Origin of the sequence: Niabella aurantiaca DSM 17617, assembly GCF_000374125.1 — a bacterium.
GTDB lineage: Bacteria > Bacteroidota > Bacteroidia > Chitinophagales > Chitinophagaceae > Niabella > Niabella aurantiaca.
Genome location: NZ_KB893637.1, coordinates 387,995 through 405,141, shown reverse-complemented (window position 1 = coordinate 405,141; position 17,147 = coordinate 387,995). Strand labels below are relative to the sequence as shown.

The following is a 17,147-nucleotide window of genomic DNA, read 5'->3' as shown; positions in this document are numbered from 1 at the left end:
TGGGTATGACAAGAATATTAAGGCCGTTGATCATGGGGCTGATCTTAACCTCAGCGTTGGCTTCCTGCAAAAAGCTGATCGACGTTGATGCAAAGGAAGTACTGGAAAGCCAGAATATGTATAAGAATGTTTTTGATGCAGACGCTGCCGTAATCGGTTTATATGGAAAATTCTTAAAGCTGGCAGAACAGCAGGTCGTCCTAAATGAGCTGCGGGCCGATCTGCTGACCACTACCGCCAACGCGGATGATGAGCTGAGGCAAATCGAGCACCACAACGCGCAGCCGGGCAATCGCTATACGGATCCCAAACCCTATTACGATGTGCTGCTGAACTGCAACGATATCCTGCGCAATTTTGACAGGATGCTGCGCGATAAAAAAATACTGGAGGCCGATTACAACGTACGTTATGCGGATGTGGCCACGATACGCTCCTGGGTGTACCTGCAATTGGGCATCCAGTTTGGCAGGGTGCCGTATATCACCAGCAGTCTTCCCAACCTCGATGCCCTGAAGCAGGTGATGGCTTCCGCCGAATACCAGCCCGTATCCTTTGACAACCTGCTGGATTCGCTGATCGCCGTACAGGAACACCTGCCCTTCCAATCTTCCTATCCTGCCGCAACAAGCCTTATTACCACGGTAGACGGTTATGCTACCACAAAATTCTTTATCAACAAGCAGGTAATGCTGGGGCAGCTATACCTCTGGCGCGGCAAAGGCCAGGACTATCACAATGCAGCAGTGGCTTTTAAATCAGTTATGGAAACCGGTGGTACCGGCAACTTTTTCACCTACCGGATCACCGGGGCTTCAAAAGCAGACAATAATGATATTGCCGTGAGCTACATCCGTTACCAGGAAGAGAATGAAAACAGCCTTGTAAACAACAACAACCAGGGCTGGCGCTCCATTTTTGCACGTGCAGAAGACAAGCTCTTCGGATACGAATGGATCTGGTACCTGCCCTACAATACCCTCTTCAGGCCGGAAAATCCCTTCCGGAAATTATTCTCCAGCAGCCAGGGCAGCTATCTTTTAAAGCCGTCGCAGGAGGCCATTGACAACTGGAACGGCCAGACCCAGAAAAACAATTTCCCCTATGATGCCCGGGGTCCAAAGTTCTCTTATAACATCATCAACGGGCAGCCAGAGGTAATGAAATACCAATACGCCCCCGGAACGGAAAAATGGTTTTTGTACCGCGCGGCCGCGCTGAACCTGGACTTTGCAGAAGCTGCAAACAGGGACGGTCACCCGGCTATTGCAGATGCCATTGTAAACCAGGGCATTCAGCCTGCATTCGGGAAGATCCTTGTTAATGAAGGCGATCCTTATATATTTGATGCAAGAAAGAGTGACAACCCCAGCATCGCCGGCGACTGGTATCTGAACGCCGGCTTAAGAGGAAGGGCAAGTCTGTACAGTGTGCCGGTCATGACCGACAGCCTCCTGTCCATTGAAGACAATACCCTAAATGAAAGAGCGCTTGAGCTGGCATTTGAAGGTGCGCGCTGGTCCGATCTGTTGAGAATTGCCCGGAGAAGAAATGATCCCGGGTATCTTGCAAACAGGATCTATGCAAAGCTGGTTAAGCAAAACGATCCAAATGCCGCGGCGGTAAAAGCAAAATTAATGAACCCGGACAATTGGTACCTGCCGTTTCAATGGTAACGAAGCGGCTCTGTTTAAACATCAAAATATATTTTTGTTCCGGGGAACAACAAAAGAAATGCAGGTTCCGGGCCGATACAAATATTCATACGCTTTTCGAACAAAATAATCAGATCCTATGGCTATAAAAACAAACCATCATCACCACCTGAAATTGTTTCTGTACACATTCCTGTGCTCCTCATTAGCGCATACAGCAGAGGGGCAATCCAACAGGATCGACCGCAGGGCCCTTGTAGAACGGCATACGGTGCAGCTGAGTGCTGCAGACACTTTAGCCTCCCTCTCCGTAGGCAATGGTTCTTTTGCCTTCACAGCGGACATAACCGGTTTACAGTCGTTTCCGGAGGCTTATGCAAAAGGAGTTCCCTTGGGCACACAAAGCGAGTGGGGATGGGATGCTTTTCCCAATGTAAACCATTATAAATTTGAAGATGCCTTAAAAACCTATCACCTGAACGGACGGAACATTACCTATGCCGTTCAATGGGGCAGTGACCCCGGAGCACATAAAAAGGCAGCCGATTATTTCAGACAGAACGTACACCGGCTACAGCTGGGAAATATCGGCCTGGAAATTTTAAAGAAAGACGGCGCCCTTGCTACGCTCGGGGATATCAAAAACATCCGCCAGCAATTAAATATGTGGTCGGGGGCCATAACATCTTCCTTTACGGTCGAGAACACACCCGTAGCGGTCATTACCTGCGGTCACCAGCAACAGGATGCCGTAGCCTTTAAAATCACATCCCCGCTCATTCAGCAAAAAAGGCTGCGCATCCGCATCCGGCTCCCCTATCCTACCGGCGGCTGGGCGGATATGGGCAACAACTGGGAAGATGAGGCCCGGCACCATTCCTCCGTTATCAGCAATGATAAGAACAGCGCCGTGATCCAACACAGCCTGGATACGGCCACCTATTATATCGCCGCACGATGGAGCAGGAAAGCCCGGCTGACACAAAAGCAATCACACTATTATCTGTTAACACCGGCGCCTGCCGGCAGTTTTGAAGCAACCGTCCGGTTTGATCAAAAAAGGAATGCGACATCCCTTCCCTCTTTTGCAGCTACCGAACTCAACAGCCGGCAGCAACTGCAAAAATTCTGGAACAGTGGCGGCGCCATTGACTTTTCGGGAAGTACGGATCCCCGCGCTGCAGAGCTGGAACGAAGGGTTGTCCTGTCCTTATACCTTACAAAGATCCAATGCGCCGGCAACAACCCGCCACAGGAAACAGGGCTCACTTACAACAGCTGGTATGGTAAGCCACATATGGAAATGCATTGGTGGCACGGCATTCATTTTGCATTATGGGGCCGGCCGGAATTGCTGGAAAAAAGCCTGTCATGGTATGCCCGTAATGCCGCCGGGGCACGCGCCATTGCGCAACGGCAGGGATACGAAGGACTACGCTGGCAAAAGATGACGGATAATGAAGGACGGGAAAGCCCCTCATCCGTAGGCGCCTTCCTTATTTGGCAGGAGCCGCATTTTATTTATTATGCCGAGCTGCTTTACCAGGCCAGCACATCCAAAGAACTATTGCACAAATACAGGGACCTCGTATTTGGCACGGCCGATTTTATGGCTTCCTTTGCCCGCTACGATTCCGCCAGCCAGCGCTACGTCCTGGGTAAGGGGATCATTCCCGCCCAGGAGCGCTTCAAAGCCGAAGAGACATTCAATCCCGCTTATGAGCTGGTCTACTGGCATTGGGCCCTTGAGGTGGCTCAAAAATGGAGGACGCGGCTGGGTCTTTCCAGGAACAAAAAATGGGACGCCGTTTTAAAAAAGCTGTCCCCCCTGCCCGTCCGGGATCATAAATACCTGTTTACCGAAAGCGCAACGGATTCCTACACCAATCCCGAATTCAAAACCGACCATCCTTCCGTATTGGGCGCTTTAGGCATGATGCCCCTGACCCCGTTAGTGAATAAAAAAATCATGCGCAATACCTTTGACTGGATCTGGGGCCATTGGAGCTGGGATAAAACCTGGGGCTGGGATTTTCCAATGACGGCCATGACCGCCACCAGGCTGGGGCTCCCCGAAAAAGCCATTGATGCCCTGCTGATGCCCATTCAAACCAACACCTATTTGCCCAACGGGCATAATTACCAGGACGGGCGTCTTACCATTTATCTTCCGGGTAACGGGGGCTTACTTGCAGCCATCGCCATGATGTGCGGCGGATATGACCAGGCAACAGGCCCATTACCGGGCATTCCCCGGAACGGAAAATGGAAAGTAAAAGTTGAAGGACTTCAAAAAATGCTATAATCATCCATCCCCCTTTTCAGCCATGAAAAAAATAATTTTAACCGGTCTGTTGTTCTGCAATATCCATAGCAACGCCCAGCCGCTTCTGCAAACCGGGGCCCATATGCCCAAAGAATGGATCGATGCAGATACCCACCACAAAATAATCCGGCTCACCAACAATGACCGGAGCAATATGAGCTTCTACTTCCACAACAACCCGTTTGTGGGTAATAAAATGGTGTACTACAGCACACAGAAGACAAAAGTAGCCGCGGCAAAACAGGAAACCTATAACAGCAATGCCGCAGACCGGCAACTATACCTCCTGGATCTGCAAACTCTGAAGTCGGAACGGTTAACCAGCCATCCAACACCCATGCAGGGAGAAATCGTATCCGCCAAAAGGAATGAAGCTTTTTACCAGGTAAAGGACAGCGTTTTTGCCGTCAATCTTTCCACTAAAAAGGAACGGCTTGTCTATGTTTTTCCTGCTGATTTCAAAGCGGGTATAACAACGATCAATGCAGACGGAACGCTGCTGGCCGGAGCAAAAGCAAGCGACGAAGAAAAAGAAATATTCAGAAAGAATCCCGGTAAAAGCAGCTACTTCAATAAGATCTATGAAGCCAAATTGCGCAGAACATTGTTTACCGTAAACATCAACACGGGCAAGCTGGAGAAACTGTTTTCAGATACTGCATGGCTCAACCATATCCAATTTTCCCCGGTGGATCCGGCGCTGTTAATGTTCTGCCATGAAGGTCCCTGGCACAAGGTAGACCGCATCTGGACCATTGACATCCATACCAGAAAGGTGCAGCTTGTGCATAAAAGGACCATGCCCATGGAAATTGCCGGTCACGAATGGTTTGGCGCAGACGGCAAAACGATCTGGTTTGACCTGCAACAACCGCGCGGAGCCACTTTTTTTGTAGGCGGGGCAGACCTGACAACCGGAAAAGAGACAAAATACCGGCTGCAGCGAAACGAGTGGTCGGTGCACTTCACCACGTCACCGGATGGGAAACGGTTTGCAGGTGATGGGGGCGATCCCAATGCCGTTGCAAAAGCGCCGGATGGCAAATGGATCTACCTGTTCACACCGGATGGGGACCATTTCAACGGACAAAAGCTGGTAAATATGAAACAGCACAATTATCATCTTGAACCGAATATCCACTTCTCGCCCGATCAAAAATGGATCATCTTCCGTGCCAACTTCGAAGGCAGGGAAAACATCTATGCCGTTGAAATAAAACCCTCCAATTAATCATGTCTGAAAAAAAGATCCTCGCGCTGCTCTTCCTGTTCCTGGTTGCGAATAGTTTCTACGCTCAAAACGGGACGCTCTCCTGGGCTAAAAAGGTGGGCGCCCGGAAATTTCCGGCCGGCACTAAAGTCTATTACGTAAATGATTACGGCGCCAAAAGCGACACGGTTACGGTCAATTCAAAAGCAATACAAAAAGCGATCGACGCCTGTGAAAAGAACGGGGGCGGTATTGTTGCATTTAAACCCGGCACTTATGTAACCGGCGCTGTTTTTTTAAAATCCAATGTGCATTTAAAAATTGATGCGGGTGTGCTCCTTTTAGGTTCGCAAAATTTTGATGACTACCCGGAGATCGACACCCGCATTGCAGGCATTGAAATGAAATGGCCCGCTGCGCTGATCAATATTATCGACGCAACGAATGCAGCCGTCACCGGCAAAGGAGTGATCAATGCGCGCGGCAAATTCTGCTGGGACAAATACTGGAAAATGCGCAGGGAGGAATATGAGCCCAAAGGCCTGCGCTGGATCGTGGACTACGATGCAAAACGGATCCGCAGCTTTCTCGTTCAAAACGCGTCGGACATAACGCTCAGGGAACTCGCCTTTAAAAATGCGGGATTCTGGACCGTACAGCTGTTATACTCCACCCGCCTTACCGTTGATGGTATTATTATACGGAACAACGAAGACGGCAAAGGCCCCAGTACGGATGGCATCGACATCGACTCGTCTACCTGGGTGCTGGTGGAAAACTGCGACATCGACTGCAATGATGATGATTTTTGCCTTAAGGCCGGCCGCGACTGGGACGGGCTCCGGGTAAACAGGCCCACCGAATATGTTGTTATCCGGAACTGCATTGCAAGACGCGGCGGCGGCCTGCTTACCATCGGCAGCGAAACATCCGGCGGCATCCGTCATGTGTTGGCTACCAACCTGGAAGCACATAATACCGGTAATGGATTTCACATTAAATCGGCCACCACAAGAGGCGGAACCGTCGAAGACATCTACTTCCAAAACATTAAAATGGACAGCGTTAAAAATGCTTTTCATTTCACCATGAACTGGAACCCCTCTTACAGTTATTCAAAGCTGCCTCCGGGCTATGATCTCAACACCGTTCCGCATCACTGGAAAGTAATGCTCACCAAAGTAGAGCCGGCCTCAAAAGGAATCCCCACTTTTAAAAACATATACATTTCCGGTATCAATGCCAAAGGGATCACCAATGCCGTTATTCTTTCAGAAGGCTTAAAAACGTCCTTACTGAAAAACTTCAACTTCACCAATATTCGCCTCTCCGGAAAAAGCGCCGGTACCATTTCATTTGCAGAAGGCTGGAAATTCAACAAGGTGAGTATAAAGGAGAATAATGGCAAGCCCCTTTCCGTAACCAACAGCATCGATATGGATCTATAAATGAAATAAAACTCCAACATGAAAAAAAGAAAAAGCCTGAAAACCAGGATCATTACCGTAAGCTCCTGTTTTATGCTGCTCGCGTCAGCCGCCTGTCAGCGGGCCGGCCAGCAGCTGCGATCCGCAGCAACGACAATGGGCACCGATACAAGGACCGCCATCCGGTCCGCATTGCCGGGCAACAGAACACCCGCCTTCCCCGAAGCTGAGGGCTTTGGACAGTATGCAGCGGGCGCCCGGGGAGCGGCGACACCATCGATTTATGTGGTCACCAATTTAAACGATAGCGGCCCGGGCTCCTTCCGGGATGCGGTTAGTAAACCCGGGAGATTTGTGGTGTTTGAAGTTACCGGCATCATTTACCTCAAATCCACGGTAGCGGTTTCCGCCAACACCACCATTGCAGGGCAAACCGCCCCGGGCAAAGGCGTTGTGCTATACGGAAGAAAAGTATCGTTCACCGGAGCGGCCAATTCCATTGTAAGAAATATAAGGATCCGGCTGGGCACCAATGGCGGCGCCTCCCGCAGCGATGACGCATCCGGCATCGCCAATGGCAAAAACATCATCTTTGATCACGTTTCCTTTACCTGGGGGCAGGATGAGGTTTTTTCCGTTAACTGGGATAAAAAAGGAGCCGAGCCGGATAGCATTACCTTACAAAACTGTATTATCGGACAGGGGCTTCACCGCTGGAATCACTCAGCCGGCGGTCTAATGCAGACAGGCGGTAAGATCAGCATTCTGAAAAGTCTTTATATCAGCAATAAAACCAGGAACCCAAAAGTAAAAGGCTACAATGAATTTGTAAATAATGTCGTTTATAACTGGGGAAATGACGGCAACACCTACGGCCATAGCATTGGCGGCGACGCCTATATTATGGGTGGCGAATCCCAGGGCACTTCATGGGCAAACATTATTAATAACTATTTCATTTCAGGTCCTTTGACAAAGCCCACTGTAAAAACGCCGTTCTCAAGAGGGTCGGGTACTTTTAACGTATATGCCGCCGGAAATTATTTCGACTCCAATAAAAACGGGGTGCTCGACGGCAGCCCGGTGCCCGACGATCCCACGGGATACCCGGGCCTCGATCCATCTAATTTTATGACGGCTCCTTTTACCTATCCCTTCAGTACCCAGGCAATGTCCGCTGCGGCAGCATTTAAATATGTGGCAAAAGAAGCCGGGGCACTTTACCCGCACAGGGACGATGTTGACAAGTTATTGATAGAAGAAATGCGGTCCGCAGGCTCACAGGGACGGTATCTGTACCGCGAATCTGATCTGCCTCTTGCCAACAAGGGTCTGGGCGATTTTCCCTATGCCGCTCCTCACAAAGATACCGATGGTGATGGCATACCGGATACTTTTGAAAAAAGGATCGGGACCGATGCCGGTAAAAGCGATGCGCTGCTACCCCATAGCGGAAACCCCGGCTATTTAAACATCGAAGCGTATATTAACGGGCTGGTAAAATAAAAATACAAACCGGTCATTCAATATCTGCAAGCATGGATCGTAAATCATTTATACAGAACCTGTCCTTACTAAGCAGTGGGCTGATCGCATATCCCGGCCCTCTTTTGAGCAGCAGGATGCCTGTTTCGGGTTTTGCCAAACGCCTGAGACCCGTCGGGCGTATGTTAGAGCTGGAAGGATATTATGTTTGGTGCAACAGCCCGATCTTCGATGCAGCGGGAAAGGTACACGTCTTTTTCTCCCGCTGGAAGGCTGAAAAGAAAATGAGCGGCTGGATCAAAGGCTCCGAAATTGCGCATGCCGTAGCCGATGTCCCGGAAGGGCCTTACACAGTTACCGGAACGATACTGGCACCCCGGGGACCGGGATTTTGGGACGCCACCACCTGTCACAATCCTTCCATCACCACTTTTGACAACAAGTATTATCTGTATTATATGGGCAACAGCAATGGCAAAACCAATACAAAACGTATCGGGGTTGCCGTGGCCGGCTCATTAAACGGACCCTGGCAACGCTTTGACCATCCCATCCTGGAACCCGGTTCCGAAGGCGCCTGGGACGATCATTGCACCACCAACCCTTCTGTGCTTCGCCATGCCGATGGCCGGTATTGGTTATACTACAAATCATGGAATACAAAAGATTACCAAACACAAACGGGACCGGTGCGGGGCAACCGCAAATACGGGCTGGCATTCGGCGACAGGCCCGAAGGCCCTTTCAAAAAATATAAAGGGAATCCCGTCATTGATTTTTCCAAAAAAGGGAATAATGCCCAGCTGGAAGATGCCTTTATATGGGAGGAACAGGGAATGTACCACATAATCGCCCGCGATATGGGATACTATAACCATACGGATGGCATTATCATGCGATCTGAAAACGGCATCAGCTGGTCCGATCCCAAAACGGCATACTACCCGGCCAGCCACTATATCCGGCAGCCGCCGCCGCCCTCCTATCTTACAAAGTACGGGCGTTTTGAACGGCCGCAACTGTTATTAAAAAAAGGGAAGCCCGTATATCTGTTTACTACTACCCAGGGAGGAAAGTACATGACCTCCAGCCCGTTTATCTTCAAAATTGAACCCGAGTGAAAAGATTGGCCATCAAAACAGTTCTTGTTTTTATCTTTTTAATGTCCGGCGTTACAAAAGGAGCCGCACAACGGCAATGGTGGCACAACGAGGAACGGACCCTGCATTACAAACCTTCAGGTAAAGATTTTGTTCTGTACCAGGGTACAAAAAAATTCAACCGTGCCCTGTACGGTACCAATACCGGGTTTCGTGTTGAAGCCGGCGACCAGCCTGAGTTTGCCCTGTACATGCCGGGCATGGGCGGCAACTGCAAAATAGGCATTATCAGTGGCCATCAAAGCAAATGGATCACCGCGGCGGACAGCATACAAACGATCTACAGACCGGGTTCCATGCGCTATTCCATAAAGGACCAGCTGCTTCAAAAAGGCTCGCTCGCCGTTACAGCGCTTGCAATGGCAGATCAGGATGGCATGATCATCAAGATAGCAGCAAAAGATATTCCCGGGAATGTGTCGTTGCTCATCGTATATGGGGGAGCAACAGGGAAAAAGTTCAGTCGCGATGGCGATATCGGCGCCGATCCGGAATCCTCCTTTTATCTTCAGCCGGGCTATTGTAAAGACAATGATTACATCATAAAACAAAACAGTTTTCAGCTGCGTTACGGGTTCACCAAACCGTTAACCGGGGATGAACGGTACGAAATACGGGACGGCAACCCTCCGGATACCACAAAAAAAGACAAAGGCAAGAACATTTCCGGTATTTTCCCCGCAAACAGCCTGGTAAAAACAGTTGATGCTGCTCAACAGGAAACGCCGCTCCGGCTCTGGCACTCGGCCGCATCAGGCAGTCCTGCCATCGCAGCATTGATCACGCTTCAGCGAAGCGGGCCGGTTTATTTCCGGGTTCAAAAGGATCCGGTCAGCAATCATTACAACGATAGTCCCCTGCTGTTTGCAAAGGCCGAAGCCGCCCGCGAAAAAATAGCCGGCAGGATCACCGTAGAAACACCTGATCCGTATATCAATACCCTTGGTGGGGCTTTATCAACTGCCGCCGATGCCATCTGGGAAGCGCCCACCTACCTGCATGGCGCGGTGGCCTGGCGCATGCGTTTACCGGCCTGGAGAGGTGCCTATACAGCGGACCCGCTGGGATGGCATGACCGCGCCCGCATGCATTTCGACAGCTATATCCGGTCGCAGGTAACGGATATTCCTCCGGGTGGAGTAACACCGGACACCGCAAGGCATATGGCCCGGCAGCTGGAAAAAATGGGCACGGCCCTGTTCAGCAACGGTTATATCTGCCGCAATCCTGACGGAGATATCCGGCCGCATCACTATGATATGAACCTGGTATTTATGGACCAGCTCTTCAATCATTTCAATTACACGGGCGATACCGCTTATGTGAGAACAATGTGGCCCGCCATAAAAAGGCACCTGCAATGGGAAAAAAGAAATTTTGACGCCGATGGCGACGGTTTATACGATGCCTACGCCTGTATATGGGCCAGCGATGCATTACAATACAGCGGTGGCGGCGTAACCCATGCCACCGCTTATAATTACCGCGCCAATAAAACAGCCGCTTTCCTGGCCCGGCTGATCGGGGAAGATGCCCGTCCTTATGAAAAAGAAGCCACAAAGATCCGGACGGCCGCTCAAAAAAAACTATGGCTTCCGGAGAAGGGCTGCTTTGCCGAGTACGTAGACCTCGGCGGCCTGCAACGCCCCCATCCTGCCGCCGCCCTGTGGACCGTGTATCACGCCATTGACGCACAGCTAGCAACAGCCAAACAGCAATACCAGCTGCTGCGCTATGTAGACCATTCCATCCCGCATATCCCCGTTGCTGCAAATGGCCTGTCCTTAACGAACGGATTTCTGCTGGCCACCACCAACTGGCAGCCTTATACCTGGAGCGTGAACAATGTGGCGCTGGCCGAAAACCTGAACACCGCGTTGGCTTACTGGCAGAGCGGCGAATCCGAAAACGCGTATCAGCTCTGGCGCAACAGCCTTATCGAAAGCATGTATCTAAGTTCCAGTCCCGGCGGCTTTCAGCAGCTGAGCTTTTACGATGCCGCCAGGGGCGAGCTCTACCGCGATTTTGCGGATCCGATCGGAGTGGCCGCCCGCACCCTTACCGAAGGCCTTTTTGGCATCCTGCCGGACGCGCTGAACGGCAAACTCTTGATTCAACCGGGGTTGCCGCAAAGCTGGGACCATGCCAGGCTCTCCGTGCCGGATATCCGCTTTTCATTTCAGAGAACCCACAAAACAGCGGTGTACCGGATCGCGCAATTTTATAAAAAAAAACTGGCGATCACGTTGAGAACGGCGGCGCCCACGGATAAAATAAGATCGGTTACCATAAACGGCCGCCCGGCCCGGTACACCTGGGTACCGCATGCTTTTGGCCGGCCACAGATAGAGATCGCCGTTGGCCCGCTGCCGCATGCCGTTGTCCAAATTGAATATGCCGGGGATGCCATTGAAACATTGCAATTTCCGGATGCGGTAGCAGATCAGCCTTTTACCATTACTTCAAAAAAGGCGAAGATATCCGCGATCGACGCCCCCCAATTTATCACCGCGATCACCGGGCCGGCAAAACGGACACTGCAGTTGAAACCCGGGGTAGACACCACAGGTCATGCCGTTTTTATTACCCTGCAACAGGGGGACGCCCGTTGGATCGCCCCCGTTTATCTGAAAATAAAAGAGCCCGTTCAGGTTGCAGCTGTCAACCAGGAAGACAGCACCCGGCTTACGCTTGCCATAACCAACAATACCGCTTCCGTCAAAACCGGGCGCCTGCATATCAACCATTATGAACGGCCGCTATCCGTAGCACCGGGCGTCACCCAAAGCGTGAGCATACCCGCCATACAGGGCGTAAAGGGCTCCAATCCTGTGCGGATCTCCTGGAATGACGGAAGCAGTACCCGGAAGAACATCATCAGCTGGAGCCTGCCTGCGTCTCCAGCCGTTTATGAAACCGTCGACCTTGGTGCGGCCTTCAACGATCATGTCACCCAGATCTTCCGCCACGAATACCGCTCACCCCGGCCGGCTTCTCCCACGCTGCAAATCCCCTGGCAGGGCATTGGCAACTGGTGTTACCCGCTGGTGCAGCCGGAGATCACCGACGCCGGCTTAAAGAACAGGACCACGCTTTACCTCGACCGGATCCCTTTTAAAATAAGCGCCGGTAAGAACATCTGCTTCACTTCCTTATGGGATCATTTTCCGGATTCGGCAATACTGCCCCTGGCCGGCCGGGCCTCCCATGCCTACTTTATTGTGGCCGGCTCTACCAACCACCAGCAGGCAGATATAGAGAACGCGCGCATAACCGTAAGGTACACCGACGGTTCAACAGCCGTTCTTCCACTGATCAATCCGATGAACTGGTGGCCCATAGAACAGGATTACCTGAACGATGGCTACGCCTTTACCACCGGCGCCCCCAGGCCCTACCGTGTTCTTTTTAAATCCGGCCGGATCAGCCGGGATGTGGATCACTACCGTTCTATAAAAGGCTTTACCAACCGCGCGGTCGACGGTGGGGCCGGTACGGTGGTAGACCTGCCGCTGAACCCGGCCAAAACACTGGCCTCGGTTACGCTCCGTACCCTGTCGAACGAAGTAGTGGCCGGCATCATGAGCATTACATTGATCAGAAAATGAATGGATATAAAATATAAAAATGACAACTGTTTTAAAATCATTCTTCATCTTTCTTTTGCAGCTGCCCTTCCTGCTTTGTGCACAAGCCCGGGCGCAAACGAAAGCGCTGCACATCCTTACGTTGGGTGATAGCAATGGCAGCTTTCCATACAGCTGGCCACAGCAGCTAAAGCAGGCCCTGCCCGGGACAGCCGTCGTCAACATCAGCAGATCCGGGCGCACCATCGGCTTTGTCAATAATGGCGACAGTACGCTGAATGCATTGGGCATGCTGGAAAAGATGCTTACACAAGCCGTGGCATCCGCCAATGGCCGGGCTTTTGATTTTATTGTGCTGGAGCTGGGCACCAATGATGCCAAATCCGTGTTTGCTAACAGGCAGCAGGAAGTGCCCCGCAACCTGGAGCAACTCATCCGCAAGATAAAGAGCAGCCGCTATCCGGCCATCAGCAAAGCGGCCATCATCATCATAGCCCCACCTCCTTATGGTACAAAAGCAGAAGCCACAGAAAAGTACAGGGGCGGGAACCTGCGGGTGGAAAAAATGAGCCGTTCTTTTAAAGAAGTGGCACTGCGCAATGGGTGCTTTTTTGTAAATGGGTACAAGACGCCAGGGCTCCACATCAATACCATGACGACCGACGGACTGCACCTCGATGCAGCAGGCTCCGCAGCGCTGATCGCCCCTGTAGCGGCGCTGATCCGCAGGCGGATGCCTGCTGTTACAGACCGGCCTTCAGCCGTTGTACTAAAATCAATACCCGTAAAAGCGCCCTTTAAAATGCCGGCCTTAAAAGTGCCCGATTTCAGCCGGTGCCCGCGGATCCGCATCACGGATCTTGGCGCTGTTACCGGCGACCGTGAAAAAACATCCCTGGCCATCCGCAAGGCCATTGACCAGGCCAATAAGAACGGAGGGGGGGTGGTGGTGATCCCGGAAGGTGAATGGCTTACCAAAAAGATCCATCTTAAAAGCAATGTAAACCTGCACCTGGAAAAAGGGGCTGTGCTGCTATTTTCGGGCGATCCTGCTGATTACCTGCCTGCGGTTTATACCAGCTGGGAAGGTATGGAGTGCTACAATTACTCCCCCCTGATCTACGCCTGGCAATGTAAAAACATCGCCATTACCGGCGAGGGAACATTAAAAGCAACTATGGACACCTGGAAACAATGGTTTGCCCGGCCCCGGGCCCATATGGAAAGTCTCAAACGCCTGTATAACCTGGCCTGGGAGCGGCGCCCGGTGGAAGAACGCCAGATGGTCAATGATACGGCGCACCTGCGGCCGCAGTTCATCCAGTTCAACCGCAGTGAGCACATATTGCTGGAAGGTGTTCACATAGTCAACAGCCCTTTCTGGACCATTCACCCCTACCTCTGTAACAACGTGGTGATCCGGAACATCCATGTGTATGCGCATGGGCACAACAACGATGGCGTGGATCCTGAAATGAGCCAAAATGTATTGATCGAACATTGCGTATTTGACCAGGGCGATGATGCTATTGCTATAAAATCGGGCCGGAACCCCGAAGGCTGGCGTCTGAAAACGCCCTCCAAAAACATCGTCATCCGCAACTGTACCGTAAAGAACGGGCACCAGCTGGTGGCTTTGGGCAGCGAGCTTTCCGGAGGCATTGAAAATATCTTTGTCAACAACTGCACCGTTCTCGACGGGGCGAAGCTCAACCATCTCCTGTTCATCAAGACCAATGAACGGATGGGCGGATACGTCAGGAACATCTATGCATCCGGTATAAAGGCCGGCAGGGTCGACGAGGGCATCCTCGGCATTGAAACCGATGTATTGTACCAGTGGCGCAGCCTGGTGCCCACCTATGAAAAGCGGCTGACCCCCATCAGCAATGTATTTCTCAACAACGTAACCGCTACAAGCGCAAAATTCATATCGCGGATCCTGGCACAAAAAGCGTTGCCGGTAACAAATGTCTCGCTTACAAATGTAACTGCAGGAAGCGTAACAGAGCAACAGAACATTCATGAGCATGTAAACGGCTTCCAGGTGCGGTAAAGGCCGGAAGGAGGTCTTATTTCCCCGAAAAGCAGCGTCTCCAAACATGCTATTCAAATCATAAAAATGTCACATACTTTTTAGAAAATATCACACCGCAATGTTGACCAATTATATCAAATTTGAGTAATAAACTGAAGGTCACCTAAAACCCCAAAGTTCTTTAGCCGCTCCACTTATGGAAAATTCAAGCAACCATAAAAAGATCTTTTTGAACACTAAAGGAATTTTACGCCACAAATTACTGGCATTGTTCAATGAAGCCCGGCTTTTCGCAGGAATACCGGGGCAACAGATATTGCAGATATTGCAAAGGATATTGAAACCATGCCTTTTATTGGGCCCAATGGCAAGATTGACTATGAAAGCAAAACAGATCTTACATCTGCGCTGGCGACTCCAAGGAATCGCCAAAGCTATTTTTCACAGAAAGACACCTCGGTTTTAATCCTCTAAAAATTGTTCATTCCAAAAAACCATTAAGGAGTTTTTAAACCACGAATAGGAAGCCATCGATCTAAGAAATAGTTTGGCATCTTCAAATTCTACAAACCCTCTTTGTCTCATTTCTTTGATAATATAATCATTATTTCGGCAATTAACATGACCATCTCCTCCTTGCCCTTCTATTGCCCAACTCAAAATAACACATTTAGCTGAATGCCTAACTAGGTTTTCCCAAAAAACGCTTTCGTATTCATATGGAATATGTTCGCCTACCTCCAGGCTAATTACGCAGTCAAAATTTCGTTTTAAATCTACCTTTACCGAAAGGTCTAGATATTTGCAAAATGTCCCATCATTCAATATCGATTGAGAAATTTCCTCCGTATGGGGGTTTCCGTCATATCCAATAATGTCAAAGCCTTCTTTTTTTAAATGCCGTACATAAAACCCTGGGCCACATCCAAAATCAACAACGCTTTTTACCTGTTCGCTATACCTCTTACATTCACATCGCTATTCGATGGGAAAAAAATTATATCCATATGTATTCAAGCCAGTTATTTTATTATGCAACTGGACAGGCCCTGTCTCAATTATATATATATTGATGGTGAAAAACTTTTCAAGATATCTCAGCTGGGTTGTTAACACGTCTATTGAGCCTTCTCCTTCATGGTTCACTAAAACAAATAACAAGGTGTCCGAAAGGTCGATTCTGGATGGTTCCAGCTCCATGACATATTTCTTTATAATTTCCACTAAGGCTGAGCTGCAACTGGTCGGGTCAATTTTATTCAAACCGAGATCGTAAAACGGGTAATACTCAGAATAGTTTGTTTTTCTGAATAATTTTGAATTATCTTTTGCAACGCTTCCGGTATAGTGTAAAATTTTCTTTTTTTTCCAATTTTCAATTGATGTGTCGGCCCAGCAAAAATCCATCTCCGCATGAATCTCTACTGTTTTTTCATAGTAAAGGGCATTCCATAAAAGCCCCCACATATCTGCGCACCACGCCTGTATCGTTTTATTTTTCTGATTCTTTTCAGCATAATCTACACTTCGCGCATTAAATTCATTCATGTATGTGTAGAGGTGCTCAGAGTCTTTCTCCAATTTTTGCCAAAATTCTACAGTCGTATTTTTTAATAAGTATTGGGCGCCCCCACAATTAGGGTCCTGTGCCACTACTTTTTCCGGATGGATACCGACTATATTACACATTTCCAAAAGAAGCGGTTCTCCCCCAAAACTTTTAACATATCGGCTATCCAGGTAAACTCGGGTATCAGATACATACCATTTATCATTCCAAAGCATTTCCGAAAAATCCGGAAGCTCCCTGAATAGAATATCAGAATCATGATAAAAAATAGTCTCTTGTTCCAATTTGGGAAATTGCTGAAAATCCTGCTGAATGATATGCGGCCGTATAGATGACGCATATTTGGGCACGATGCGATTATCCGGATATGCATAAAAAGAAGCCTTATGACCCAACCGGCTCATTAGTTCTTGAAAGTGCTGCTCCAATCCTAATGCCGGTTTATAACCTACTAAAATATGAATATCACTAGGCCTTATTCCGAGTTTATTCAAATTAAATATTTGCAATTCCAACTGCCCGGTAAAATAATACGTGTCTGGTTGTGCAGAGAGAAATATCATAAATATGGAAGTGAGGTCTTTGTTCAGTTATTTTTATTCAATATCAATACAACTTATCATCTAATAGTCTCGTGATTTCTAATGCCCGGTCTTTTAGCAAAGACAGCAAGGTGTAATGAAATTAGA

Annotated in this window: 10 protein-coding genes and 1 pseudogene; 8 read left to right on the top strand and 3 right to left on the bottom strand. The window is 49.6% G+C overall.

The window, feature by feature from the left end:
• Positions 1-5: 5 nt before the first annotated feature.
• The 8 genes from B160_RS0115375 (at position 6) to B160_RS29280 (ending at position 14,906) form a co-directional block, all read left to right on the top strand.
• Positions 6-1,676 carry a RagB/SusD family nutrient uptake outer membrane protein gene (locus B160_RS0115375; protein ID WP_026309802.1) on the top strand — a complete coding sequence of 557 codons (1,671 nt, stop codon included), beginning with the start codon at positions 6-8 and terminating at the stop codon, positions 1,674-1,676.
• Between the two features lie 118 nt (positions 1,677-1,794).
• On the top strand, positions 1,795-3,960 hold the full coding sequence (locus B160_RS0115370) for a hypothetical protein (protein ID WP_018628822.1): 2,166 nt from the start codon (positions 1,795-1,797) through the stop codon (positions 3,958-3,960).
• A gap of 22 nt (positions 3,961-3,982) precedes the next feature.
• Positions 3,983-5,212: an oligogalacturonate lyase family protein gene (locus B160_RS0115365; protein ID WP_018628820.1), complete on the top strand. Its 1,230-nt coding sequence runs from the start codon at positions 3,983-3,985 to the stop codon at positions 5,210-5,212.
• Between the two features lie 2 nt (positions 5,213-5,214).
• On the top strand, positions 5,215-6,639 hold the full coding sequence (locus B160_RS0115360; RefSeq protein ID WP_018628819.1) for a glycoside hydrolase family 28 protein: 1,425 nt from the start codon (positions 5,215-5,217) through the stop codon (positions 6,637-6,639).
• Between the two features lie 18 nt (positions 6,640-6,657).
• Complete coding sequence (locus tag B160_RS0115355; RefSeq protein WP_018628818.1) at positions 6,658-8,124, top strand: hypothetical protein; 1,467 nt, start codon at positions 6,658-6,660, stop codon at positions 8,122-8,124.
• Between the two features lie 32 nt (positions 8,125-8,156).
• Positions 8,157-9,224, top strand: coding sequence for a glycoside hydrolase family protein (locus B160_RS0115350; RefSeq protein WP_018628817.1), 1,068 nt, complete (start codon positions 8,157-8,159; stop codon positions 9,222-9,224).
• The gene (locus B160_RS0115345; RefSeq protein ID WP_018628816.1) at positions 9,221-12,871 is read left to right on the top strand and encodes a DUF4450 domain-containing protein; all 3,651 of its coding nucleotides are present in this window, start codon (positions 9,221-9,223) and stop codon (positions 12,869-12,871) included. Before B160_RS0115350 ends, B160_RS0115345 begins: the two co-directional genes overlap by 4 nt.
• 19 nt (positions 12,872-12,890) lie before the next feature.
• A complete protein-coding gene (locus tag B160_RS29280) occupies positions 12,891-14,906 on the top strand; it encodes a glycosyl hydrolase family 28 protein (protein ID WP_018628815.1) in 2,016 nt (671 codons plus the stop codon).
• A 444-nt stretch (positions 14,907-15,350) separates the two neighbouring features.
• Here B160_RS29280 and B160_RS32270 read toward each other — a convergent pair whose 3' ends face one another.
• The 3 genes and pseudogenes from B160_RS32270 to B160_RS0115325 all read right to left on the bottom strand — a co-directional run bounded on the left by B160_RS32270 (position 15,351) and on the right by B160_RS0115325 (position 16,952).
• On the bottom strand, positions 15,351-15,548 hold the full coding sequence (locus B160_RS32270) for a hypothetical protein (RefSeq protein WP_245562228.1): 198 nt from the start codon (positions 15,546-15,548) through the stop codon (positions 15,351-15,353).
• A gap of 18 nt (positions 15,549-15,566) precedes the next feature.
• Positions 15,567-15,833: pseudogene (locus B160_RS32570) on the bottom strand (class I SAM-dependent methyltransferase); the annotation flags it as partial.
• Between the two features lie 33 nt (positions 15,834-15,866).
• Entirely contained in the window at positions 15,867-16,952 is a 1,086-nt protein-coding gene (locus B160_RS0115325; protein WP_157558074.1) for a hypothetical protein, read from the bottom strand.
• Positions 16,953-17,147 lie beyond the last annotated feature (195 nt).